The following is a 23,072-nucleotide window of genomic DNA, read 5'->3' on the forward strand; positions in this document are numbered from 1 at the left end:
CCCTCTCTCCAGTCCAGTGACCTGAACGGCGTGACGTCCGGCCGCTTGGCGGCCGACATCATCGCCGCGATCAAAGCCGAGATCATCGAGACCGGGCGCTTCTCGCTGCCCGACTTCGGCTCCTTCACGGTGCGCGAAACGCCGAAGCGCTCGGCGCTGAACCCGCGCACTGGCGAGAAGGTGGCGGTGAAGGCCGGGGCGACGGTGAAGTTCAAAGCCTCGCCCTCGCTCAAGCTGGCGGCCTTCGCCGGGGCCAAGAAGGCCAAGCGCAAGGCGACGAAGGCCGCCAAGGGCGACTGATCGCGCATCCATTGCGCGGTTTGCCGCCGGCCGAAGCCGGCGGCGCCCGCCGTCAGGCGGGTTTGCGATCGTCGGCGCGCTCGCTCTCGCGCTTCCAGCCGAGTTCCAGCTTCACGAAGCCCGGAATGGAGAGGGTCAGACTGGCGTTGATGGTGGTCTTGCCGGTGAGGTGCCGCAGCAGGCGGCGGATGGTGCGCCCGGCGCTGCGGGTCAGGGTCTTGAGGTAGGTCGCGGTCTTCATGGTGTCGCTCCGTCGTGTGGTCCTGCCGTGATCGGCGGAGACGACAGGCGGAGCGGCATGGGGCGCGTCACCCCGAAGGGGGCGAAACAACGTGGAGCACCGTCAGGTTGAAGCGCCCCGGGACGCTCCGCAGGCTCCGCTCACAGATCATGGTGGGACCACAGGAGGGGGCGGGTGCGCCCTGACGACCGTGCGCGATCAGGCCCTGGCGGGCAGCGCTTCCACGTCCCCCGCCGGATGCCCGCTCATGGTTAGGCGACCCCCATCTCCTCGGCGGCCTCGGTGATGGCCTCGTTCGCGGCGTCACCGGGATGGGCTCCGTCGTCGTAGGCGTCTCGCCAGAGGCGATCGGGCAGGTCCATCAGGCCGACCATGACGCGGCCCAAGATGCGGGCGTTGGCCACGCGCAGGAAGCCGTAGAAGCCAAGGTGGCCCCCGGCGTACTCGAACAGGCGGTCGTGGGTGTCCTGGGCACCCGGGGTGTGGTGGATCGGTTCCTTGCCGGCGAGCTGGAACGGCTCGGCGGCCGAGCCGCGCGCGGCGGCGGCGGTGAAGGCCATGGTGCTTCCTCGGGGCAGGTGATCTGGAGGATGACGTCGGTGAGGAAGCGCTTTGACATTGCTGGATTCTAGCGTGCAGCCTGCTCGCGCGAAACCTCAGTCCTCGAACACCTCGCACACATGAAGCCGCCAGCCCTGGGCCGGCGCTCCGGTGCGCTCCGAGCGCAGCAGAGTGAGCGCCGGCATCACCCCGCACTCCGGGCAGGCGTACTCGAAGGCGAAATCGGACAGCAGGTCGCGTGGCCGTTTCGCGGCGTGGAACCACATCGGCGACCGATGTCGGCAGCAGCAGCGCGCCTCCAGCCAGAAGGACCGGAGATCGACGATCGGGGTGGCAAGGGCTTCGGAAAGGGTCACGGCATCGAAGGCTGATGGAGAGGGCAGCATAGCCCAGGAAGGAGGGGAGAGGGGAGGATAGGATGGGCCTGCCGCGCCACCCCGGCCGCCGCAAGGGCAGGGGCTGACGCCCGCGCGAGCGCGCCCTTGCCCCGCCCGGGTCAGCGCGGCCCTCGGCTGAGGTCTCGGATAAGCGAGACGCAGCAGAAGGATCATCGCCGTGACCACCGTCCTCGCTTTCCCGAATGCCCGCCTTACCCCGGTCCCCGCGACCACCGCCCCGGTCATGATCGGCATCGGCACGCGTGTTTCGACCAGGCTCAACGACCGTGGCGAAGGCTTCGTGTTCGCGGTCCACGCCGATCCCCGGCCTGCTCCGCTGCGCCCAGTGCTGGGCGGCCTCGCCCAGACCGGCGGGCGGCAGACCTACGACATCGTCTTCCTGTCCGGCTCCTTCACCCTCCGGTTGCCCGAGGCCATCCTACGTGGCTCGGGCTGGCGCCTGCTCGGCAGTTGCGGCAACGCCGCCGAGATTGCTGCGGCGATCGTCCACGCCGAAGCCGAGGACGCCCGCCGGGCGGCCGAGAAGGCGGCCGCCGACGAGGCGCACGCCGCCGAGCTGCACCGGTTGCGCCATGCACCCGAGCATGCCCGCCTGCGACAGGGTGACGACCGGCACAGCGGCAAGCTGGCGGCTGCCAACATCCGCGTCCAGCTACGGCAGTCTTTCCCGGGTGTGCGCTTCTCCGTGCGCAACACCGACCACGGCTCGATCTACGTCCGCTGGCACGGCGGGCCGGAGCAGAAGGCCATCGAGACTGTGGCCATGCCGTTCCAGGGCGGCCATTTCGACGGCATGGACGACAGCTACAAGACCGCGCGCTCGGCCTGGTGCGAGGCGTTCGGGGGTGCCCAGTACGTCGTCTGCCGACGCGAACCCTGAGGGTACGGCCCTCCGGTTTTCCGTTCGCGCCGATCTTCCCGATGGAGAGCGGCACAACCCCATCAAGGAATCTTCCTCATGCGCGTGTCCCGCCACATGCTTCCGGTCCTCGCCGCTCTTTGCCTCCCCTCGGTCTCGCAGGCTCAGCCTGTGCTGGAGACCACCTCGGCAGCGGCCGCGCAGGTTCGTGCGAGCGCGTCCCTGCTTCGGGAGGCCTGCGCCAACCTGCCTCGGCAGGGCCTGCCCGCCGCCGGTGCGGCTGCCAGTCCGTGGCGCTCGGAGGAGGAGATCTGCGACCACCTGGCCGATCCAGGCGCCCTGATGACAACCACGGCGTGGTTCTTCGGGATCTTCGGCGCGGTGCTGATGGCCGTGGGGATGCTCGCCTTCGCCTATCTCGGCGGGACCATGCGCCGCCTTTGGCGGGCCACGTAAGGATCCACGGAGAGGGGCTGGAGCAGGAGAAACGGGGAGGAGAGAAGGACCCGGAAGCGCCTGCCGCGCCCGCCCCCCGGCCGCAAGGGTGCGTCGCTGCGCTCCCTCGCTCCGCTCGCCCTTGCCCCCGTGTGCCGGGCACGCCCGCGGGGGAGGGGTCGAGGACGAGAAGACCGGAAAAGACGGTTCGTCCCCGGCACACCGCAGCCCTACGGGAGTTGACCCCCATGAGCACCCTGGTTGAGCGCGCCCTGCGCTCGGCGGCCGAGGATCTCGGCCTTTCGACCGATAGGTGGAGCCCGATCCAGGGCTTCCCCGGCACTGGCCATGCCTTCCGCCACAGCGACCGCCCGGCCCTGGTGGTCGAGGTCAGCGCCGACGACCACGGCTGGGGCTGGTCGGTCGGGCAGTCCGGGAGCGGCCCGCGCCGTCAGGCAAACCCGGGCGTCGTTCAGCGCTGGGCCTGCGTCCACAAGCTGATCGTGCGGGAAAGCCCGAACAGCCGTGCCGCGCTGCTCGACGCATTGGCCATCGCCGGCGATGACCTCGCCGAGGCGCGCGCGTGCTCGACCGAGATGCTGCACACCCGGCTCGACGTGCTGGTCTGCCGCAAGGGACTGGATCTCTTCGTCGCCCCGGTGCAGCGCCTCGACGCCGCGCCGGCCGAGCTGGTTGAGCCGCTCCGACTGGAGTGGAGCTACCGGGGCACGGCATCGGCCGGCGATGCCGTCACCGGCACAGTGCAGGCCAGCAACGAGGTCGAGGCCGTCGAGGCGTTCGAGCAGCTGCACCCCGGCGCGGATCTCGCCGAGCTGACGCCCCGGATGGCCGGGCTCGCGCCGGTGTTGCCGATCGCACGACAGCTGGCCGAGGAGGGGATGCGCCGCGCGGCTGCGCTCCCGCGGGCGCCGGTTCTGCCCACGCTGCACTGAACCCGGGGCGCCGCGGCGCCTCACCCCACACCCCCCAGTCCATCACCGACGTCGCGTGCGGCAGGGCCCAGGCCCTGCCGTTCGCGTTTCTGGAGCCTCGCGCCATGATCTCCGAGCACGGCCACGCCACCATCCTGCACGCCCACCTGTTCGCCGGCCTCGGCGGGGGAGCCCGCGGCTTCAATCGCGCCACCTCGCGGGTGGGCAACCTGTCCGCCAGCTTTCGCTGCATTGGCGGCATCGACGTCGACGCCGCGGCGATCCGCGACTTCGGCCGCCTGGCCGGCGTTCCCGGCACCTGCATGGACCTGTTCGACCGCGAGCAGTACCGCGACTTCCACGGCCAGGAGCCGCCGGCCGGTTGGCGCGAGGCCACCGTGGACGACGTGCGCTCGGCCTTCGGCCACGAGCGCCCCAACGTCCTGTTCACCTCCCCGCCCTGCAAAGGCTTCTCCGGCCTGCTGAGCGAGACCAAGAGCAAGACCCGCAAGTACCAGGCGCTGAACCGCCTGACACTGCGGGGCATCTGGCTGGCGCTGGAAGCCTACCGCGACGATCCGGTGGAGCTGATTCTGCTGGAGAACGTGCCGCGCATCGCCTCGCGTGGCCGGCACCTGCTGGACCAGATCTCCGGCCTGCTGCGCGCCTACGGCTACGCCGTGGCCGAGACCACGCACGATTGCGGAGAGTTGGGCGGGTTGGCGCAGTCGCGCCGTAGGTTCCTACTCGTCGCCCGACACGCGGCCAAGGTGAAGCCGTTCCTGTACGAGCCGCCGAAGCGCTCGCTGCACGGGGTGGGAGACGTGCTGTCCCGTATGCCCCTGCCGGGCGATTCGAAGGCGGGGCCGATGCATCGGGTGCCGATGCTGCACTGGGCGACGTGGGTGCGCCTCGCCTTCGTCGAGGCCGGAAGCGACTGGCGCTCGCTGGGCAAACTGGCCGTGGAGGACGGGCTGCTGCGCGACTATGCGCTCGCCCCCTGCACGGAGTGGCGCGGCGGCGTGCTGGGCGTGAACCGCTGGGAGGAGCCGGCCGGCACCGTGGCGGGCCGTTCCGGCCCGTCCAACGGCGCCTACAGCGTCGCCGATCCCCGCCGCGCCGACGGCGTGGCCGCCTTCGGCCAGTACGGCGTGAAGCGCTTCGACCAGCCCTCCCAGGTGGTGATCGGCAAGGCCGCGGTCGAGGCCGGCGGCTTCGCCGTGGCCGACCCACGCCACACCGGCCCGGCCAAACACTCCAACGAGTTCCGCATCGTCCCCTGGGACGCCACCTCCGGCACCGTGGCCGGCGAGAGCCTGCCCTCCAACGGCACCTTCGCGGTGGCCGACCCCCGGCCGCGCATGGAGCGCGAGAAGGGTGACGACTACTACGGCGCCGGGCACTACGGCGTGGTCCCGTGGCAGCAGTCCACGGGCGCGGTCAGCGCGGCGGCCGGCTACGACAACGGCCGCTGGAGCGTCGCCGACCCCCGCCCGACGCTGCCGGGGGCGTCGGACCGGGTGGTGGCCCGCATCCGGGCACTGGACGGGACGTGGCATCGCCCCTTCACCACGGCCGAGCTGTGCGCCCTGCAGTCGCTGATCGACCCGGAGGAGCAGGCCGAGCTGGATGGGCTGAGCGACGCCGACTGGCGCGAGCGCATCGGCAACGCCGTGCCGCCCGACGCCGCCCAGGCCATCGCCGAGACCATGGGCCGGACGCTGCTGCTGGCCTGGTCGGGGGAGGGCTTCATGCTCTCGACCCTGCCGATCTGGGTGCGGCCGGTGGCCGTGGCGCTGTCCGTGCGCCAGCCGCAGGACGCCGCGTGATGCGGCCGCACCCCGCCCTGGCGGCCCGCACCCGCCGTTTCTGGCAGACCATCCTGCACCGCTTCGCGGGCAGGACCGCGCCGAGGATGCGCTTTCGGCAGCCAGCCCGCCGCGTCCGTGCGACAGTCCGGACCAGGCGATGGAGAAGGAAACAGGCATGGCAGGCTGGCAGATCAGCGTCACGACGCAGACGCCGGAGCAGTGGAACTGCAACCTCGACCGGGACACCATCCTGGCGACCTGGACCACCGGCGCCATGGGGATCGACCCATTCGAGGAGCTACTGAAAACCGGCGACGCGGTGCTGCTCCGGTCCGACGGCTATCCCAGGATCTACAGCGCCGACGCCCGCCATATTCTTCCCGCAGTGCGAGCGGTTCCAGACCTGGCCGCCGCCGCGATCGTGAAGGCCTGGTACGCCACCATGCGTCCCTCGGTGATCGACGCCTGTTCGCCGGACCAGCGACTGACCATTGTCGCCTGGGACCAGAGCTAGGCGCCTCGTGCAGGTGGCTGACTAGCTACCGGCCGAGCGGATCTTGCCGAGGTCGAGCACGCCCTTGGCGCCCCAGCCTTTGGCACCCGCCGGCACTTCCGGTCGGAAGTGCTCGTACAGCCGGAATCCGAGCCGGTTCAGTTCGTCAGGCTCCATCGAGCCCGCCAGATCCTCCATCGCCTGCCTGACAGCGCCGAGGTCCTCGCCGAGAGCCCGCTCGACGTAGCCAGCTGCCGCCTTCGGCGACGCCGCCTTGTCGTGGTCCAGCGCGCGTAGCGCGCCCTTCTCCTCGACCACCGGCACGTCGCGGCCAAGCAGATGCACGGCCTTGGGCCGCTGCTTGCTCTCACCCTGCTTGCGCGCCTCGTCGCGGAGATCACCGGCCTCGTGCGCGTCCGCGGCGATGCCGATGGCCTTCGCCTTCACGCGCGCACTGGAGCCGGCCACGGCCCGGCCCAGCGTGATCGCCGCCTCCCGGTCGTGCCCGAGCCGCTCCGCCACCACAGCGGCCCACAGCGTCAGCACCGGCGCCCGGTTCACCTTGATCGCCTTCCCGTCCTTCGCCTCGGCCATCCGCACTTCTCCCATCCGTGTAGTCCCCTCAACGGGTCACGCACGGGCGGAGATGCGCGGCGCCGGGTGATCCCACCCCGGCCATCGGCCGGGCCGGCGCCTCGCGGCCTCTGGGGCAGAGAAGCCACAATGAAGATCGAGCTTCGCAAGGTCTCCTACAGCCCCGCCCTGAGCGAGGAGACGAGTAACTTCCACGCTGACGTCTGGATCGACGGCAAGAAGGAAGGATATGCCCGAAATCACGGAACCGGCGGTGCGACGAACGTGCAGCCCAATACCTTGCGCGCACGCCTGGATACCTACGGAAAGACTCTGCCGGAGGTAGACATTGGCACGCCCACGGGCGGGCCACCGCGCATGATTGTCCAGGATGCCGAGTGGATCGTGGACAACCTCTTGACCAACTGGATCGTGCGGCGCGACCTGAAGCGTTCGCTCAAGAACCGTGCTCTCTACACCCTCACTCATCCCCTCATTGCGGATGAGCAAGTAGGCCACTGAAGCTGCTGGGCTGCGCGAGGGCTTTGGCGAAGGCTGCCATGAGCGGGACAAGCCTATGCTCGGGCATGTTGGGGATGAGTTCGTAGAGCATACAGCCTTGGCGGAACAACGAATGGCTGCGTGTCTTGCTTGTGTTGGATTTGAGCAGGCGATCCATGCCGAGGTTCTCGCCGATGGCACCCAGCATGCTCAGCAGCGCCATAGCGAATGCGCTGACCAGCAGCAGCCGGTCGCGCCGGGTTGGCTCGCTGATGCGGGTGGCAGACAACCCCATGCCAAAGCGCAGGTCCTTGGTATCTCGGAAGCTGGGCTCGATCGTCCAGCGCTTGGCATAGTGGTTGACCAGCACGGCAGCCTTGGCGTCCGGCTCGCTGGCGGCCAGGCACCAGGGCTCCTTCATGCCCTTGGCATGGACGCAGACCACCACACCCACCTGCTGCCCCTGTGCCGTCACCCGGGCGTTCCGCAGCGTGCGGGCGCGGCCGCTCTTGCCGACCCAGTCGGCCGCAGCACGTGTCTCTCCATCAGCGCTGGCCACGCGGATGTTGCCGCGGAAGCGGATGACGTAGCCGAAACCCAACTCACCCAGGAACGCGAACAGCTTCTGATCGCCGAAACCTCGGTCAGCCAGGATGGTGACGCGGCAATCCAGGGGCAGGGTTTCGGCCAAGCGGCGGAGGCAGGCATCCTCGTAATCGTTGCGCCGGGTCGCGATTTCCTCCTTCCAGACGCTCAGCCAGATCAGCGGCGCCGCCCGGCCGTGGCTCGTCACCCGGCTCAGCACGAGCGTCGACTGACCGTCACGGTCGAAGTCGGTCCAATCCATCGCCACCAGGATATCCGGACGGGCACCGATTTGCTGGGGCACCCAACGGGCGAAGCTGTCCCACACGTCGATGCCTGCGTTGCTCATCAGCCGATCGACCTGCTTGACCGCGTGCTTGGTCACCAACCCGCGCGCCTGCGCCAGCGCCTGGCCGATCATCGCCACCGCCAACGATGCACCCGTCATCACCCCGAGCGTGGCGCACGCCAGCGCGTCGACCCGCTTGGCATGCAGGTCAGGCCCATACAGCCCGCTGATAAAACCACGAACCTCGCCCAAACGCTCGATCGCACGCGTCGCCTCGACCACAGTCCACACCCATCCGTCCGTAACACCGACGTTCTACGAAACGCAGGCGAACCACGGCCAGAACTGAGCCAATGAAAATGAGGGGATTCATGAGCTCTACACCCACATGGAGAAGCCCGGGATCTTCCAGAGCAAGGTACTGACGGCCGAGCAGCTGAAGCAGGTTCTAGAATCGGAGGATGTGAAGACGAAGTGGAAGGTGAAGGCGTGGCTCAACACCATGCCGGAAGAGCAGGCCATCGCAGTCTACCGTGATGAGGCAGCCTGAACCGGAAAGAAGAGGGTAGGGGAAATCTGCCGCGCCTCGTCGGCCGCCGCAAGGGAAGGCGGCTGATGCCACCCGCGCGAAGCCGCGCGCCCTTGCCCCGGCCACCGACGCCGCGCCCGCCGTGAGGGGTTCAAAGAAACCCTCACGGAGGCCCGAACGCCATGGCCGTCGCCAGCTTTCAGAACCCGCCGCTGCGCGCGGAAGACTTCACCGTCACCAAGTTCGATGACGGCGCGGCCAAGGCCGCTTTCGGCAATCAGCTGCTTGCCTTCATCGCTGAGGACTTCCCGCGCAAGCGCTTCACGCTGAAGTTCTACCGCGTGCTGTGCCAGCACTTCGGCATGATCGCGCACTACGACGTCCACGGGTTCTGGGCGGAGTATTTCACCCCCACCGCCAACAAGCTGCGCTTCCTCGAGGAGCTGACCGCCCGCCCGTGCTGGGGCAGCCCGGCCTTCACCTTCTCCGACCTGGAGCGCGCGGTGATCGCGCGGCTCCGCTCGGCCGGGCTGGTCGCCCGCCTCCGCTCCACCCTCGCGCGCGAGACCGAGGCCGGTGAGCGGGCCCTGCTGAACCGCCTACAGGCCCGCCACCAGCCCGAGAAGGCGCCGGTCGCCGAGCTGTCCCGCCCGCGTGCCGCGGATTGGGCCTCCGACCAGCCGTCGCTGTTTTGACGGTGCCGGAGTTCCTGCTCGGCCTGCCGCACCTCGCGGACGGGCCTCTCCTCGCTGCTGCCCGGCGCCTGCGGACGCCGGTGCTGCTCAGCGCCAACGCCTTCTCGATCTGGCGCCCGGATCGTATCGGCGTCCGCGACTGGGTGGGCTTCGACCATCGGTCGCTGCGGCGTCTCGCCGGGCACGACGCCGCCCTGGACTCTGCCGGCTTCGTGGCGATGGCCCGCTACGGCTTCTATCCCTGGTCCGTGGCTGCCTACATCGAGCTGGCGGCCGCCGCGCCCTGGCGTTGGTTCTCCGCCATGGATCTCTGCGTCGAGCCAGAAATCGCTCGCAACGACGCCGAGGTTCTGGACCGCATCGCCGGCACGGTGCGGCTCTACATGCGCTGCCTCCGTGAGGCGGAGGACCGCGGCATTGCTGACCGGCTCGCCCCCCGTGGTGCAGGGCTGGCGCCCCGACCACTACCTGCGCTGCCTCGATCGCCTGCCGGGCGTCGAACGCGCCCCGGTGCTGGGCGTCGGCAGTGTCTGCCGGCCCCAAGTCGGCGGCGCCGACGGGGTGCTGCGCGTGGTCGACACGCTGGATCAGGCGCTCGGGGATGCCCCGGCGAGGCTGCATCTCTACGGGGTCAAATCCGAGGCCATGCACGCCCTGCGCGACCACCCGCGCGTGGCCTCGGTGGACAGCCAGGCCTACGGCCAGACCGCACGCCGGGCCGCCTTCCTCGCCGGGCAGAGCAAGACCGACGCCTTCCTGGCCCGGCGCATGGTGGCCTTCCAGCGCCGTCAGGTGGCCCTGTTGGCGGAGCCGGGGCAGGGGGCGCGCTCGCCCTTCTTCCCGGTCGCCCTGCCAGAGTCCCCGGCGGATCCAATCGAGGCGCGGGTCGCTGCGGCAGCCGACGAGCTCCGGGCCCTACATGAGGACGGCGAGGTCGAGTGGGGCGATCTCGGTCCGCTGGCCGCCTTCCATTGGGCCTTCATGGACGACCTGCCCGATCCGGAGGCGGCGGCCGAAGCCGCTTGATCGAGGGGGGAAGGGGAGGGGAAGGAGGGGAGAGGAGAAAACACGAAAGGAACAGGGGGAGATGTCCGAAGGACGAGAGTGGGGAGAGGTGTGTCGGTTGCCTGCCCGTACCGGCCGCATCTCCTCGTGGTGCTGCGGTCTGAGCCACGGTGTCGGCCGCTCCTACCCCCGCTTTCCCCGAAGCCGGGGAAAGCGCCTGCGGTTCGGCATTCTCGGTCAGGGGCCGGGGCCGCGCCGTGCGCGGGGCGATGCCCCGCTGCGTCGCAACTCCAACCCCCTCCCTCACATGCCTCAGGGGTAGGACCGCCCGCCACCGCGTCTCTGGTCGACCGCACCCGAGGAGAGGCGACCGGCACGGGCCGGAGGCCTCTTTGGGAGGAATGAATGAAGAGGATAAGACGATGGCTGGTTCGCTCAACAAGGCTTCGCTGATCGGGCGCCTGGGCAACGACCCCGAGGTGCGCAACTTCCAGAACGGCGGGCAGGTGGTGAGCTTCTCCCTCGCCACAAGCGAGAGCTGGAAGGACCGGGAGGGCAACCGCCAGGAGCGGACCGAGTGGCACCGGGTCTGCATCTACACCGATGGCCTGGGCACCGTCGCCGAGCGCTACCTGAAGAAGGGCAGCCTCATCTACGTCGAGGGCAAGCTGGAGACGCGCAAGTGGGAGCGCGACGGCCAGGACCACTACACCACCGAGATCGCGCTCCGCCCGTTCAACGGCACCCTGCAGATGCTGGGCGATCCCGCCGGCTCGGGCAGCCGGGAAGCGCGCGGCGAGGCCGGTACTGCGGCCGAGGGCGGCGAGCCGTCGGCGCAGGGCGGCACCCGTGGCCGCGGTCGCCAGCGCGCCCGGGTGGGTGCTGCGGCGGGCGCCGGCGGCAACTCCGGCTGGGACGCGCCGAAGGCGGATCTGGACGACGACGTGCCGTTCTGACGCTCGCGCTCCGGCGCCCTTCTGGGCGCCGGTCGCTCCCCGCTTCTGCCCTTTTCACCTCACCGGGCGGCCTGACGGCCTGCCCGGCACGCGAGGACTCTAGCGATGTCCACCAGCCTGCTCGCCTCCGTAGCCCTGCCGCGCCCGCCGGCACTGACCGCCATCGTCTTCGAGGACGTCTACGAGGAGGGCTTCGAGGGCTTCCACGGTCGCTGCTACATCAAGACTTCCTGCCATCCCTACCGCTTTGCCTCGCGTGCCGCTGCCAGCCGCTTCGCCAACGCCATGTGTGAACGCTACGGCTACGACGGCTACCGACTGGACACGCCGGGCTTCGTGCCCCCGCCGCGGCCCGTGTTCGACGACAGCGAGATCCCTTTCTGATGCTGCGCCAGTATCACGCCCAGCGCCGCCAGGGCGGCGACAACCCGCTCGGCGTCGGCACCGTCGCCCTCGGCTCGATCTTCTACCTGCAGGATGACGGCTACTGGCGTGCCCGCTTCGGTCGCACCGCCGTCTGCCGCACGCCCTGGATCGTGGAGGGCTTCCTCAACGGCCAGTACCACGCCGCCCGGCGAGATCCGGCCACCGGGCGCTGGCTCAGCGTATACGCCGCCAACCGAACCGACCTGGCGGTGCTGCGCTCCCTGCGCGACGCCCGACGCCTGAACGTCGTTATCCGCCTCCTGCAGCTGCACGAGGACGAGGGCTTCGGGCTGCCGGACAACCACTATCCGACCCTGCCCAGCCTCTCGCGGTTGGGGCAGCGGCGCGCCGCCTGACAGCGACGCACACCGGCCAGTCTCCGCTGTTAGCGCGCGACCGGCCGCTTCCATCCTCCACACCGAGGTTCGCCATGGTCCGCTCGCCCACTAGGGCAGGCACGCTTTTGCGCGCGTGCTGCCTTTCCCGCTCGTCCGGTCACCGGAGGGCATGACGTGTTTCATCATCCTCCCTCGGTCCCGCGCACCGCCGAGACCGGGTGCCTGGCCGAGATACGTCGCTGGCAACACGAGGCCGGGCGATTGCGCGAGGGGGCAGGCGCCGAGCCGCTGAACGCGGCCCAGAGCGCCCGCCTCCTGCGCGAGGCCGACGCCGCCGATCGTCGGGCGAGCGCCCGCCTCGAAGCCATTCAGGAGCACTGATGGCCCGGATCGCGTGATCCGGGCCATCCGTCGAGGCTGTTCAGCCTTCCACCACCGCGAGGCCGAACACTGCGATCTCGGCCTCACGCAGACTGGTCGGCTTCCACTCCTCGCCGCGCTGTGCCAGCGACACCACCCTGGCCGCCGCGGCACGCTCCACCGAGAGGCCGTAGGCGGTGATCGTCAGCTGCGCCGCCTGCTCCGTCAGGTCGTTTGCCCGCTGCGACAGGATCTCCAGCGCCGCGTCCGTCCCCTGCTCCTGCTGCCGCAGCACCACCCCTTCCTGCGCCGCCTCCGCCGTCGCCCAGGCGTCGCGCGCCACCTCGGTCGCCGTCTCCGCCCGCTCGGTGTACGTCGTCAGCAGGTCGCGCAGGGCGGCCTCGCGACGCGCCCCCTTCTCCGGCGGCACGTTGTGCAGCACGAACTCCGCCACGCTCGCCTCCACCCGGTCACGGAGGTCCTGAGAGGCCATCTCGAGCTGGAAGGCCTCGGCGATGTTGCCGATCTCCCGCACGTCGGGAACGCCCTCAAACGCCTTCGCCACCTGCTCCGGCAGCACCCGACGCAGCGGGAACTGCACCACGTTGTTCAATCCAGCCACGGTAGCCTCCATGTCGTCTGTCTTACAGGTGTGAATCTAATTGACCCCGCAGAGCTCCTCCAAGATAAATCATTGATGCTGAACGATTATTTCTCCGCGGGCGCGAGATCTCGCGCGGATCGAAGGACTGCCTGTCGTGGATGAGAACCGCCCTCCCTACCGACCCCTGACGGACACGCCCGCCGACCAGCCCGACGAGCGGCGGCACGGCGTCGTGCGCGTCAAGCCGGGCCAGCCCTTCAAGCACTACTGCCCCGAATGTGGCCGATGGGGCGCCTTCAAGTTCGGTGGTGATCTCATCAAGGGCACCCCGGGCGTCTGGTACTGCGACGAGCACAGAGGAGTGGGCGAACGGCGCTGGAAGGCTGCGGGCGGGCTCGTCACCTCTGCCGGCTGAACACCTTCGGGCTGCCGCGAGGTCTGGGCGCGTCCCCGCAAGAGCGGGGACCGGGCTCTACTCGGCCGCGAAGAGCGGCCTCCCCGAGCCCCCAAGCGGGGTCTCGGCCCTGCGGGTCACGATCCCTCGCGCGGTCTGGAAGGCACTCGGCGTGCCCAAGGTCCAAACGGCGTGCTGATGGCAACGGACTGGCGCTGAGATGGCTCGCGGGGTGCGGGTGGCCCGCTCCGGCGCGCCGTGTGTGGATCAGCCTTTCCCTCGCCCATCTCTCCGGGCGGTAGTAGGACCGGGCCCCGCCCAGGCACGCCGGCTTAGGGTGGCGACCCCGCGCCGCTGGCATGGCGAGTAGTCGCTGGGCATGAACGCGGGAGACAAAGTATTCCTAAGCACGAATACTTGCAGCAACAACAGCGCTTTGCCCCCGCCACGCCATCGTCGCGGGGCAGCCACCCACGCCCGCGCACCAAGACGGAACCCGCTCCTACTACCTGAGAGCTGCGCGAGGGAAAGGCTGATCCACACAAACCGGGTGGCGCGCCTGCACTACTGGGAGCCACGCGACCTCAACCCCCCTGAAGGGGGGCGTCGGACGCGTGGGCCGCCGGCGGGCAAAGGGCTCCGCCCTCTGCACTCTGGGCGCTCAGGAAAGTCTGATTATTTACCTAATACTTGGAGCCGGCAGTCTTGGCGGCAGATATTGCTATGGACACCGGCCACGAATACTTATAAGGTTCTCTTGTTCCCGAGAGAGGGAACGGCCGGAAGGCGGGGCTGCTACCCCACCCCCCGGCCTCACCAGAGACAGGAACCTCGATCATGTCCCAGGCTATCCAGAACATCGCCACCGCCGCCGCTTCCGACAAGGGCGCCGCCACCGATACCACCATGGGTCAGGCCATCAAGGCCGCCGCCCCCCGCAAGGCTGCCAAGGGCAAGGCAAAGCCCGACGCCAAGGCTGCCCCGGCCGCCCCGGCTTCCACCCCCGCCCAGCAGCCCGCCCGGCGTCCGGCTCCCGAGCAGCGCGGCCCCATCACCATGGCCGACGCCGTGGCCCTCTGCCCCCACCAGGGCCTTGCCAACAACCTCGCCCGCACCTTCGCCCTTGAGAGCGTGGACATGCTCCACGTCCGCACCACCACGGACCAGAGCATCCGCGACGGCGCCGCTGCCCTCACCGACACCCTCAACGAGCGCGCCCTGGCGATGCACCTTCAGCGGATCGTCGGCGCCTTCGTCGGCTCCGCCTACGGGGCCGGGAAGTTCTACAGCGACAAGGTGACGCAGGCCCGCGACCTTACCGCCAAGATCGCCAACGAGGACCGCGACGAGGACCGCGAGGGGGTTTCCGGCTTCGATAGCCGCGCCACTCGCGCCCGCCAGTTCGCCGGGGAAATGGGCATCCAGGCCGCAACCCTCCTGGCCGCCGCCGAGGGTGCGCTTGACGCCTACGAACACCTCACGGGCGAGACGTGGAAGCCCTACGACACCCGCCGCCCGGACAACACCCGCACCGTTTCCCGCCGCTCCGCCGTCGAGGAAATGGACGCCTTCAACAAGTAGGCACACCGGGCGGGGGCTTCGGTCCCCGCCTTTTTGCCAACGCCGGCCAGGGGGGCGCCGCCCTCCGGGCTCTGCCCCCCTGGACCCCCCGCACTTCACCCGGCCTCCACCAGGTCAGCACAGCGCCCAGCCGCGGATCTGCGGACGGCGCTTCGCGCCGGGGCTTTTTAGCGGCGGCCCCTTCGGGGCCACGGTGATGCACAGGCTGCACTCGCGCGCGGGCCATGCCCCCTCAGGCGGGGCCGGGCCGCCCCGGTCGCAACGCCGCTTCGCGACGCCGCGCCCGGCGCAACCCGGCCCCGCCAGGGCGCATGGCGACAACTGGCGCGCCGTCCTCCTCAAAGCGCATCCCGTTCGCGCCGACCCGGAGCACCCTTCACAGATGCCCGATGCTCTGTCAGACTCTCGATTCATCGTCGCGGAAGTCGGCGAGTGTGTTCAAAGCGAACACACTTCCCCGCTTCCTCACTCGCCCGTCTCGGGCAGCCGCCTATTGGCTTGGCTCATCACCCTCGGATGGACTGAGCGCGAGCTGGCCCGACGCACTGGCCGTCACCAAACCACCATCCGCCGTTGGATCAACGGTCGCAGCCCGATCGACCCGGATGTGGCCGCTTGGCTCGCCATGCTTGCGGCCTTTGTCGCGGCCCACCCGGGACCGCGCATCGTCAGCCCCGGTCGGGATGCTTCCGGTCGCTGAACGCCAGGATCAGCACCACGAAGCCAATTGCTGCACACCACCCGACCTGGGCAACCTCGTGAGCCTGTGGACCGGACGCGAGCAGAGCGCCGAGGACACAAAACACAGCCCCGGCCGCGAACCACAGTGACCCGGGCGGAGCTTTAGATACGAGCTTCGCAAGCACCAGGATCCTCCTCGTCAACGGTGTAGAGCACTGACGAGGAGACCTTAGCAGGGGAGCGGAAACAAGACCTTTCCAGGTGCTGCGTGCAACGCTGAATTTGTCATTCGGCCGTAGATGCCGCAGATTTCAGCTTCAGCCGTTTGGACGCTGGAACGTGAAGCCGGGCTTGTTGTCGGACATCATGGCTGGAATGCACCGCATTGTCGGCTGGCTCGCATTCACCCAGGGCTTCAGCATGCGTGCTTCGACCCAGCCTGGACGGCCATCGAGATGTAGGACCTGCAGATAGCCGTTCGCTTCTCGGCGAGGTGTAGCACCGATCATATTAGCCGATGCCACCCCGATCCGCTGAGCCGTCGGCGACGGCTGCTCCATGACAGGCGGGAGGTTGTCGAAATCTCTCATCTGCTCATTGGTCAGATTCAGCATCATGCAGGTGTAACCCTGAATGTGCCCGGTCACTGTCGGAGTTGGCCGGGAAGGCTGTGCGGCCGCCATGATGGTGAGTGTCACGAGGAAGGTGCCGGCCATTGCGCCGATTGCGGTTTTCATGTCTTCCGTTCCCTAAATGCCGGTCAAAACAGGTTGATAGGCTGCTTCGCCCATCTTGGCGGCGACGGCTGCTCGCCACTGGCCGACAGTGGTGGTTGCCGTGACGCCATTTCCAGCCAATTGCTGAGCCGTATATCCACTCAGCACCCCACTCATGAGCTCGGAGTTGTCGGCTCTCGCGAGCGAAACTGTATACGCGCTCCCGAAATTGTAGCCGCCTCGGACATCAAGAACTGTCGGATTGCTCACCCCGGCAGCCTGAAGCCTCGTGGCGTCGGTCCGGAGTGTTGCCGCAGCTGAAATGGCCTGATTCCCAGGGTCCATCGACCCAGCAACCCCTCGCTGAACTGTGCCGGCCAAGTTGGGGTTGTACCGGACTGCCTGTGTCAGGCCGCTCTCGAAGGTACTATCGAGCATCTGGAATGCACCTCGGATTTGGCTGCCCGAGCGCGCCGCGACATTCTGGCATCCGCTCTCCACCATGCAGGTCGCCGCCAGAGCTGATGGGTTCACACCCACCGAGGTGGCCGCCTCGCTCGCCGCAATACCCCAACTGCGCGACGTCATGGTGTCGAGCGCTACGCTAGCTCCGGCCTCTACTCCACCCCCTGTCTCGCCGGTGCCGCCGGTTCCACCCCCTACCGTCGTGTTCGGAACGCCTGTGCCGGGCACGATCGTGAACGACCCTAGCCCAACGTCGAACACCCTCGGGATCACCTGCTCTGGAACCCCGTTCATCGTGATCGGACCAGCTTGCGCCAGCGCCAGGGCAGGCAAGACCCCCAGGGATAGAGCCAAGCCCCACGCCGGTAATTCCCGCAGCACTCTATTGTTTCGGTTCTTCGTCATTGTGGTCGCCTCCTTCGCGACTTCCGCCACTCTCCCAGCGATCGACGCGAATGGAGCCGGACCCTGTCGGGACCGGCTCCATGCCTCAGCGTACCGGCTGCGAAGCAGCTGGAGATCGGCTCTGCGATGCCACCGCGCCCTGCTGCGGCTGTGCCCGATCAGCGAAGATGCGATCCACCGCGCAGTAGCCCTTGCCTGAGGCGTCCAGGACCACGTTTTCGAGGCAACGCTGAACCGCAGTAGTCGCGCCCCAGGTTTGCCAAGCGTGAACTGAGTAGCCCATTACGAGAAACGCTAGGACCAGTCCGGCCCCCTTCAGGTAGTGCCAACGAAGTGCCCGCTTGTTGTGGACGTGCTCCCGCACCACCACCGTATCTCGCAGAGCGACCGCGACCTCCGGCGCGATGAACTCCACGACCCTGGCCAACACCTTTTCAGCATCCGCTTCGCCTGCGGTGCCGGCCGCCTTGAGCTGCTGGATCGTGGCTTCGGCCAGCATGTTGGCACGGTGTAGCCGCTCCACCTCCGCATCCATGACGGCCCGCATGTCTTGGATCGTGGTCTCGACGGCTCGCTGCTGTTCTGTTGCCAACTTGGCGAACGCTGTCAGGACGGCGCGCTGGGCCCGGTAAAGGACGCCCAGCGGCTCCACCGGGCTTACTCCAGCATCCCAAGCCGCCGCCTCCATGTCGTCAAGCGCCTGCCGGAGGGCGATGTTGATCTCCGCTGGCTCGGCGGAGATCGGCGTTACCGCATTCACGGAAGCCACCTTTCCGCCTGTATCGTGCTCAGCCCATCCTCCAGCCGCTCCACCCACTTTCGGACTTGATGCCGTTCCATCGGCCCTAGCGGCTTGCCACTCCGCCCGGGCTTCCCCTCAATCGCTTCGTGAAAGGAGAGGCCGGCGTTCCGCATCGACGGCATAGGCACCAGCCGGGGGATGGTGAGACAGTTCATCCCCTCATCCGTCAGACGCTCGAACTCTGGCCTCTTCGTGACAAAGTCGAAGGCGCCGAGCGCTGAGCGGCCTGGGGGAGCAAGGAACTCGTTGAACACCAGGATGGACTGACGGGGCCGGAAGTGAGCGCTGTCCCAGATGCCGACGACATGATCGAAGTCGGCCGGGTCCGCGCCACACATGAAGAGCCCGACAGACTCAATCCCAACTTCGCCGCAGAACTCCACCAGTGACGTGTCCTCGTTGTAATCTCGAAGGATCGCTTCGCCGCCGCCGAGGTCGAGTACCAGCGAGGAGTGCTCGTCCACCGCGCGGCCGATCAGGTCGGTCACCCACTGCTTCAGATCCGCAGGCTGGGCGCTGACAGGTGGGACGGCACCTTCGCTGGTTCCGGGCGGAAAGACCTGGGACAGGGACGCGTGATCGACGTCGCCATCTCCCACGATAACGGGACGACCCTCGCGCCTCGCTCGGAGGACGAGGTACTCAAGCAGCGTGGACCCTCCGAGCCTACCCCGTCCTTGACGTACCACCAGCGACTGTATCGGGCTCACAGCAGCCGGAACTGCAGTGGCCAGCGGCTCGGTGCCTTCCTTCTTCGGATTGGCTGCCTTGTTCAAGATGTGCTCCTCGGCCCTACCGGCCTGCTTCGGTTCTCCAGTCCACGGCGGAAGGTGTCCCTCACCTCTTGAGGGGTCATCGGCCGCCGGTCTGGGCTCGAAGGTGTCGCTGGAAGCGGCGCGAACGGCGTGGGCGCTTTGACAGCTTCTTCCGGTGGCCCTGCCGACGCGCGGATAGCCTCGATCGTGCCCCTCCGCGGTGATCGGTTTGGCTTCTTACTTACGGCTGTCGGAGGTACGTGACCGCCGCTGTCGCTGAGGTCGCGGCACACTCGGACCCAGACTTTGCGGACCGCACTGCGCTCCGGAGCATTGCCTGTTGCGCCGCGTAGTCCGTCCACGCCCATCTCGGCAGCGATCTCTGTCCAGGAGCACTGCCGCTTCTCGACGAGAGGCAGAAGCCTAGCGTGGTGCTTCTTCAAATACTGGTAAATCTCCGACGAGCCGACCGGCCCGGCGCTCTTGGCCCTTCTCTGGAGGCGGTCGATAGCCCCTCCTGTCATGGCGTTAGCGCATGGCCAGCGGCCTCAGCTGCGGGGCGGCGATGGGGCACTTGGGACGTGAACGGGACCGCACCGGGACCTGAGTGGGATGCGACCGGGATCCTTGCGGGACCCGTGCGGGACGCTACCGGGACCCTGGCGGGCCGTCCACGGGACATGATCGGGACCCTGACGGGACGCGATGAGGACTGGGGTGGGACGTCAAAGGGTAGGGTCCATACACCATTGCACCCGATGTGCGCGGATCTGCGGCCCGGCCGTCTTTCTTGCATCTCTCGCTCTCCGTTCGCGCCGCCCGGTGAGAGGGTCCCTCCACAACCCGGAGGTCCCCCATGGACGGCTCAACTCACCCTCATTCGGCGCGAACGGAGAGCGACGATCCGTCGATCCGCGAAATTCTTCTCTCCCACTCCGCCATGCTGAGGGCGATCGGCGAGCAGCTGGCCGCCCTCACCAAGGCCGTCACCCCGCCCGAGAAGGAGGGGCCGACGCTGGACGAGATGCTCCTGGCCATCATCACCCTGCTTCGGGAGCACGGCATGGTCCTGTCCCGCGTGGACGGCCGTACCCTCGCCCTCGGCACCGACCTGCCGCCCGAGGTGGCCCGCGCCGTGCTTCGCGCCCAGCGGGACAAGGACCTCCACTCGTGATGACCTTCCGCAAGCTTGCCGCGGCCAGCGCCGGCAAGCTGCTCCGGGCCTACTTCACCGAGGGCACCCCGGAGACGCAGCACGATCCGGCCATTTCCCCCGGCCGACCCCTGGACCCGGGTGGGCGGCTCACGGCCTACTACACCGGCCGCGACGGGCGGGCGGTCTGGCGTCCCGACATGCCCGCCTCGATCGCCGCTACCCTCGGCATCGACACCACCCGCATGCCCAAGGACGAAGCCCTCGATCGCCTGTTCGAGGCCAAGCGGGCCGATAGCGGGGCAGCATGGTCGGACCAGAAGCGCGAGGTAAGCGCCTATGACCTGACCCTTGCGCCTCATAAGTCGATCACCTTGGCCGCCGAGTTCGCCGCCTCTCCGGCCGAGGGGGCTGCCATCTGGCACGCCATCGACCGCGCCAACGATGCCACGATGCGCTACGTCGCCCGCGAGCTCGGCTGGGCTCGCAAGGGTAGAGGAGGAGCTGAGGGTGCCGACCCAGGCGCAGTGGGCTGGGTCAGCTTCCGCCACCACACTGCCCGACCCACCGTGACGGTCCGCGATGGCACCCAGGGTGCCACCTATCTGGCGGAAGTCCCGGTGGCTGGTGACCCCCACGCCCACATCCACAACGCCCTGTTCAACGCCGTCGTCACCGAGGAGGGTCGCGTCGGCTCGCTCGACACCCAGCGCCTGCACGCCCGCGTCCACGAATTCGGGGCCTACTTCCAGGCCCGTCTGGCCGATTACCTGCGCGACCTCGGCGCCCGGACCTCCTACGACAGCCAGCAGCAGGCCGTGGTCCTCGACGCCATCCCTCAGGAGGCTTCCGACACGTTCTCCAAGGGTCGCCGGCAGGTCGAGCGCTCGGCCAGGGCCTATGCCGAGAGCCAGGGGCTGGAGTGGGATGCCATGTCGGCCGAGGGCAAGTTCAAGATCCTCGCCGTCACCGGGCTGGCGGCCCGGCTGGCGAAAACTGGCAAGGCCACGGATCAGGAGGTCTGGAAGGCCCAGGCCGAGGAGATCGGCTGGAAGCACACCACCGTCATGGAAGGGGTAGAACATCCTCCGCTGACCGATGCCGAGCGCTTCGACCGTGCCTACGCCTTTGCCGCCAAGCACTTGGCCACTGAGTTCCACACCGCTGCGGTTATCGACCATGACAAACTGCGCCTCTATGCCGCCCGTGGCCTCATCGGCACCGGCATCTCCGGTGGCACCGACGACATCGACGCTGTGGTGGGGCTGATCGAGAAGCGGGGCATCCAGCTCCGCGGTGAGCACGTCGCCCTGGTCACCGGCTTGTCCGGCGACAAGGTGCGAGTGACCAACTCGGCCCAGGTCCGGATCGAGGACACCCTGCAGACCGAGGCTCACCGCGCCGCTCGTGACCGCTCGGGTGTTCTGTCGGCCGAGGCTATCACCGCCGCCATTCGGACCTCCGGCCTGGACTTCGACCGTGATCCCGAGCACGGCGCCGCCCAGCGTGCCGCGATCTACGCTCTGGGGCAGGGGGGCGCCCTGTCCATGCTCACCGGCGTCGCGGGCTCGGGGAAGACCACCCTGCTGCAGCCCCTGGTCGCCGCATGGCACGCCGACACCCGCCTCGAGGCGGGCGGCCGGGAGGTGATTGGCGCGGCTACCGCTTGGCGGCAGGCGGAAGCCCTGAAGGACGCCGGCATCCGCCGCACCGTGGCGATGTCACCCCTGTTGGACTCCATCGCTTCGGGCGAGTTCGTGCCCACCCGCAACACCGTGCTGGTGGTGGACGAGATCAGCCAGGTCGCCCCCCGTGCCATGCTCACGCTGCTGGAGGTACAGGCCCGAACCGGGATGACCCTCAAGGTCCTGGGCGACCGGGAGCAGGCACAGTCGGTGGAAGCCGGCGACGCCGTGGAGCTGATGCGCCGGGCCCTGCCAGCGTCCGAGCAGACCGAGCTGCTGAGCACCGTGCGCCAGACCAGCGCCGAGGATCGGCGCATTGCCGGCCTGTTCCGCGAGGGGAAGGCCGAGGAGGCCCTGGTCCTGAAGCGCGAGCGGAGCGACGGCTCGGCACGGCTGCTCGGCGGTGATCAGGACCAGGTCGTGGAGCAGATCGCCGACTTCTACATGGCGCGTCGCGACGTGCTCACCGCCAGCGGCTCGAAGCTGGGCATCACCATCTCGGCCCCGACCAACGAGGACGTGGCTGACATCAGCCGTGCCGTCCGGGCGCGGATGAAGGCACGGGGCGAGATCGGCTCCGATGAGGAGGTGCTACCCGCGGTGGATCAGCGTGGGCAGACCTACGACCTACCCCTGGCGACCGGCGACAAGGTGCGCCTGTTCCGACGGACCTGGGCCACGATCGGCGAGAAGGGCGGCTTCATCGGTGCTAACGGCGATGTCGTAACGATCGTTGAGCGACGCGCCGATGGTCTGACGCTCCGCGACAAGGACGGCACCACGGGCTTTGTGGAGTGGCGCCGGCTGAGCGACAACGCGACTGGCCGACTGCTGCTGGGGCACGGGCATGCCCTGACCATCGACGCTGCCCAGGGCATCACCTCGCAGGAGCACATAAACGCTTTGCCCAGGGGGACGGGCGGCGTGACTGCCTTCAAGGGGTATGTGGCCGAGAGCCGGGCCCGAGGCACCAGCTGGACCATGGTGGCCGAGGCTGCTACCTTCGAGGCCATCAAGCGCACCAAGGCGTTGGGCGATGCCACGCCGATCACCAGCCAGGATCTGTGGCGCAAGGTGGGCGAGGACCTTTCACAGAAGCCCTACAAGCCGCTGGGAGTGGATCTTCTGGGAGAGGCTCGCAAGGCTCGGGAGGCGGCAATCGACACCTTCATCCGCTTCGAGCAGCGGGTACAGATGGACGAACTGCGGGGACGGGACCTTGGGCGAGAGTTCCGAATGAGGCGGCAGGCCGAAGCCGTTAGGTCGGAACTTCCGCGGCTTACGGAGGCGCTCGACGCAGTAATCCGGGAGTTCCGTGGCGGGCCGGCGACAGCGGCTGAGCAGCATCTGCGAGGGCTGCGGGTGGAAGCTGAAGCATCCCGTCGAGCCATCGAACAGGCCGCTACCCCGCCGAAGCCTCCTTCTTCAGGGCCAGGAATGTAGGGCAGGTTAGCTGACCTCGCTCCACTAGCTGCGGCGCCCACTGCCACAGCTACCGCCGAGAAGGGTGGAAGGCGGCTCTTGAAAGCGAGTCGCTCAAAGTC

At 68.6% G+C, this 23,072-nt stretch carries 29 protein-coding genes; 19 read left to right on the forward strand and 10 right to left on the reverse strand.

Annotation, left to right across the window (positions count from 1 at the left end; translation table 11 throughout):
* Positions 1-21: 21 nt before the first annotated feature.
* Complete coding sequence (locus tag D9599_RS22215; protein ID WP_232480787.1) at positions 22-300, forward strand: HU family DNA-binding protein; 279 nt, start codon at positions 22-24, stop codon at positions 298-300.
* Positions 301-352: 52 nt separating this feature from the next.
* Here the strand turns inward: D9599_RS22215 and D9599_RS22220 are convergent, their stop codons facing one another.
* From D9599_RS22220 to D9599_RS22230, 3 genes are all read right to left on the reverse strand, one after another.
* Positions 353-541, reverse strand: coding sequence for a hypothetical protein (locus D9599_RS22220; protein ID WP_140883830.1), 189 nt, complete (start codon positions 539-541; stop codon positions 353-355).
* 251 nt (positions 542-792) lie between these two features.
* A complete protein-coding gene (locus D9599_RS22225; protein ID WP_198383493.1) occupies positions 793-1,101 on the reverse strand; it encodes a hypothetical protein in 309 nt (102 codons plus the stop codon).
* Positions 1,102-1,197: 96 nt separating this feature from the next.
* The gene (locus tag D9599_RS22230) at positions 1,198-1,458 is read right to left on the reverse strand and encodes a hypothetical protein (RefSeq protein WP_198383494.1); all 261 of its coding nucleotides are present in this window, start codon (positions 1,456-1,458) and stop codon (positions 1,198-1,200) included.
* 199 nt (positions 1,459-1,657) lie between these two features.
* On the opposite strand from D9599_RS22230, the gene D9599_RS22235 reads away from it, so the two are divergent.
* The 5 genes from D9599_RS22235 to D9599_RS22255 all read left to right on the forward strand — a co-directional run bounded on the left by D9599_RS22235 (position 1,658) and on the right by D9599_RS22255 (position 6,051).
* Entirely contained in the window at positions 1,658-2,380 is a 723-nt protein-coding gene (locus tag D9599_RS22235) for an LPD29 domain-containing protein (RefSeq protein WP_198383495.1), read from the forward strand.
* Between the two features lie 78 nt (positions 2,381-2,458).
* On the forward strand, positions 2,459-2,815 hold the full coding sequence (locus D9599_RS22240; RefSeq protein WP_198383496.1) for a hypothetical protein: 357 nt from the start codon (positions 2,459-2,461) through the stop codon (positions 2,813-2,815).
* A 227-nt stretch (positions 2,816-3,042) separates the two neighbouring features.
* On the forward strand, positions 3,043-3,747 hold the full coding sequence (locus tag D9599_RS22245) for a hypothetical protein (RefSeq protein WP_198383497.1): 705 nt from the start codon (positions 3,043-3,045) through the stop codon (positions 3,745-3,747).
* 104 nt (positions 3,748-3,851) lie between these two features.
* The gene (locus D9599_RS22250) at positions 3,852-5,555 is read left to right on the forward strand and encodes a DNA cytosine methyltransferase (protein ID WP_198383498.1); all 1,704 of its coding nucleotides are present in this window, start codon (positions 3,852-3,854) and stop codon (positions 5,553-5,555) included.
* A gap of 157 nt (positions 5,556-5,712) precedes the next feature.
* Positions 5,713-6,051: a hypothetical protein gene (locus D9599_RS22255; RefSeq protein ID WP_198383499.1), complete on the forward strand. Its 339-nt coding sequence runs from the start codon at positions 5,713-5,715 to the stop codon at positions 6,049-6,051.
* A gap of 21 nt (positions 6,052-6,072) precedes the next feature.
* Here the strand turns inward: D9599_RS22255 and D9599_RS22260 are convergent, their stop codons facing one another.
* A complete protein-coding gene (locus tag D9599_RS22260) occupies positions 6,073-6,624 on the reverse strand; it encodes a hypothetical protein (protein ID WP_198383500.1) in 552 nt (183 codons plus the stop codon).
* A 129-nt stretch (positions 6,625-6,753) separates the two neighbouring features.
* On the opposite strand from D9599_RS22260, the gene D9599_RS22265 reads away from it, so the two are divergent.
* Positions 6,754-7,125 carry a hypothetical protein gene (locus D9599_RS22265; RefSeq protein WP_198383501.1) on the forward strand — a complete coding sequence of 124 codons (372 nt, stop codon included), beginning with the start codon at positions 6,754-6,756 and terminating at the stop codon, positions 7,123-7,125.
* On the opposite strand, the gene D9599_RS22270 is transcribed toward D9599_RS22265, so the two are convergent.
* Entirely contained in the window at positions 7,097-8,239 is a 1,143-nt protein-coding gene (locus tag D9599_RS22270; RefSeq protein WP_198383528.1) for an IS4 family transposase, read from the reverse strand. The two genes, D9599_RS22265 and D9599_RS22270, sit on opposite strands and share 29 nt — an antisense overlap.
* Before the next feature lie 127 nt (positions 8,240-8,366).
* On the opposite strand from D9599_RS22270, the gene D9599_RS22275 reads away from it, so the two are divergent.
* The 7 genes from D9599_RS22275 (at position 8,367) to D9599_RS22305 (ending at position 12,308) form a co-directional block, all read left to right on the forward strand.
* Positions 8,367-8,528 (forward strand): hypothetical protein, encoded by a 162-nt coding sequence (locus D9599_RS22275; protein ID WP_198383502.1) that lies wholly within the window; start codon positions 8,367-8,369, stop codon positions 8,526-8,528.
* 161 nt (positions 8,529-8,689) lie between these two features.
* On the forward strand, positions 8,690-9,202 hold the full coding sequence (locus D9599_RS22280; RefSeq protein ID WP_198383503.1) for a hypothetical protein: 513 nt from the start codon (positions 8,690-8,692) through the stop codon (positions 9,200-9,202).
* Between the two features lie 396 nt (positions 9,203-9,598).
* Positions 9,599-10,228, forward strand: a complete 630-nt coding sequence (locus D9599_RS22285; protein ID WP_198383504.1) for a hypothetical protein — start codon at positions 9,599-9,601, stop codon at positions 10,226-10,228.
* A 401-nt stretch (positions 10,229-10,629) separates the two neighbouring features.
* On the forward strand, positions 10,630-11,163 hold the full coding sequence (gene ssb, locus D9599_RS22290) for a single-stranded DNA-binding protein (RefSeq protein WP_198383505.1): 534 nt from the start codon (positions 10,630-10,632) through the stop codon (positions 11,161-11,163).
* A gap of 105 nt (positions 11,164-11,268) precedes the next feature.
* On the forward strand, positions 11,269-11,547 hold the full coding sequence (locus tag D9599_RS22295; protein ID WP_198383506.1) for a hypothetical protein: 279 nt from the start codon (positions 11,269-11,271) through the stop codon (positions 11,545-11,547).
* Positions 11,547-11,945 carry a hypothetical protein gene (locus tag D9599_RS22300; protein WP_198383507.1) on the forward strand — a complete coding sequence of 133 codons (399 nt, stop codon included), beginning with the start codon at positions 11,547-11,549 and terminating at the stop codon, positions 11,943-11,945. Before D9599_RS22295 ends, D9599_RS22300 begins: the two co-directional genes overlap by 1 nt.
* Before the next feature lie 156 nt (positions 11,946-12,101).
* Positions 12,102-12,308: a hypothetical protein gene (locus tag D9599_RS22305; RefSeq protein ID WP_198383508.1), complete on the forward strand. Its 207-nt coding sequence runs from the start codon at positions 12,102-12,104 to the stop codon at positions 12,306-12,308.
* A gap of 40 nt (positions 12,309-12,348) precedes the next feature.
* On the opposite strand, the gene D9599_RS22310 is transcribed toward D9599_RS22305, so the two are convergent.
* Complete coding sequence (locus D9599_RS22310) at positions 12,349-12,909, reverse strand: hypothetical protein (RefSeq protein ID WP_309228684.1); 561 nt, start codon at positions 12,907-12,909, stop codon at positions 12,349-12,351.
* Positions 12,910-13,045: 136 nt separating this feature from the next.
* On the opposite strand from D9599_RS22310, the gene D9599_RS22315 reads away from it, so the two are divergent.
* The 3 genes from D9599_RS22315 to D9599_RS32475 all read left to right on the forward strand — a co-directional run bounded on the left by D9599_RS22315 (position 13,046) and on the right by D9599_RS32475 (position 15,566).
* Positions 13,046-13,306, forward strand: a complete 261-nt coding sequence (locus D9599_RS22315; RefSeq protein ID WP_198383509.1) for a hypothetical protein — start codon at positions 13,046-13,048, stop codon at positions 13,304-13,306.
* Between the two features lie 816 nt (positions 13,307-14,122).
* Positions 14,123-14,866 (forward strand): hypothetical protein, encoded by a 744-nt coding sequence (locus D9599_RS22320; protein ID WP_198383510.1) that lies wholly within the window; start codon positions 14,123-14,125, stop codon positions 14,864-14,866.
* 382 nt (positions 14,867-15,248) lie between these two features.
* Positions 15,249-15,566 (forward strand): helix-turn-helix domain-containing protein, encoded by a 318-nt coding sequence (locus tag D9599_RS32475; RefSeq protein WP_375373063.1) that lies wholly within the window; start codon positions 15,249-15,251, stop codon positions 15,564-15,566.
* Positions 15,567-15,864: 298 nt separating this feature from the next.
* Here the strand turns inward: D9599_RS32475 and D9599_RS22330 are convergent, their stop codons facing one another.
* From D9599_RS22330 to D9599_RS22345, 4 genes are all read right to left on the reverse strand, one after another.
* Positions 15,865-16,284: a hypothetical protein gene (locus D9599_RS22330; RefSeq protein WP_198383512.1), complete on the reverse strand. Its 420-nt coding sequence runs from the start codon at positions 16,282-16,284 to the stop codon at positions 15,865-15,867.
* 12 nt (positions 16,285-16,296) lie between these two features.
* Positions 16,297-17,133: a hypothetical protein gene (locus D9599_RS22335; protein ID WP_198383513.1), complete on the reverse strand. Its 837-nt coding sequence runs from the start codon at positions 17,131-17,133 to the stop codon at positions 16,297-16,299.
* A gap of 85 nt (positions 17,134-17,218) precedes the next feature.
* Entirely contained in the window at positions 17,219-17,893 is a 675-nt protein-coding gene (locus D9599_RS22340; RefSeq protein ID WP_198383514.1) for a hypothetical protein, read from the reverse strand.
* Positions 17,890-18,711 carry a hypothetical protein gene (locus tag D9599_RS22345; RefSeq protein ID WP_198383515.1) on the reverse strand — a complete coding sequence of 274 codons (822 nt, stop codon included), beginning with the start codon at positions 18,709-18,711 and terminating at the stop codon, positions 17,890-17,892. The genes D9599_RS22340 and D9599_RS22345 overlap by 4 nt, the downstream gene beginning before the upstream one ends.
* 835 nt (positions 18,712-19,546) lie before the next feature.
* On the opposite strand from D9599_RS22345, the gene D9599_RS22350 reads away from it, so the two are divergent.
* A complete protein-coding gene (locus D9599_RS22350) occupies positions 19,547-19,864 on the forward strand; it encodes a hypothetical protein (RefSeq protein ID WP_198383516.1) in 318 nt (105 codons plus the stop codon).
* Positions 19,864-22,971, forward strand: coding sequence for a MobF family relaxase (gene mobF, locus D9599_RS22355; RefSeq protein WP_232480785.1), 3,108 nt, complete (start codon positions 19,864-19,866; stop codon positions 22,969-22,971). Before D9599_RS22350 ends, mobF begins: the two co-directional genes overlap by 1 nt.
* Positions 22,972-23,072 lie beyond the last annotated feature (101 nt).

Source organism: Roseomonas sp. KE2513 (genome assembly GCF_016107305.1).
In the GTDB taxonomy this organism is placed as follows: domain Bacteria; phylum Pseudomonadota; class Alphaproteobacteria; order Acetobacterales; family Acetobacteraceae; genus Roseomonas.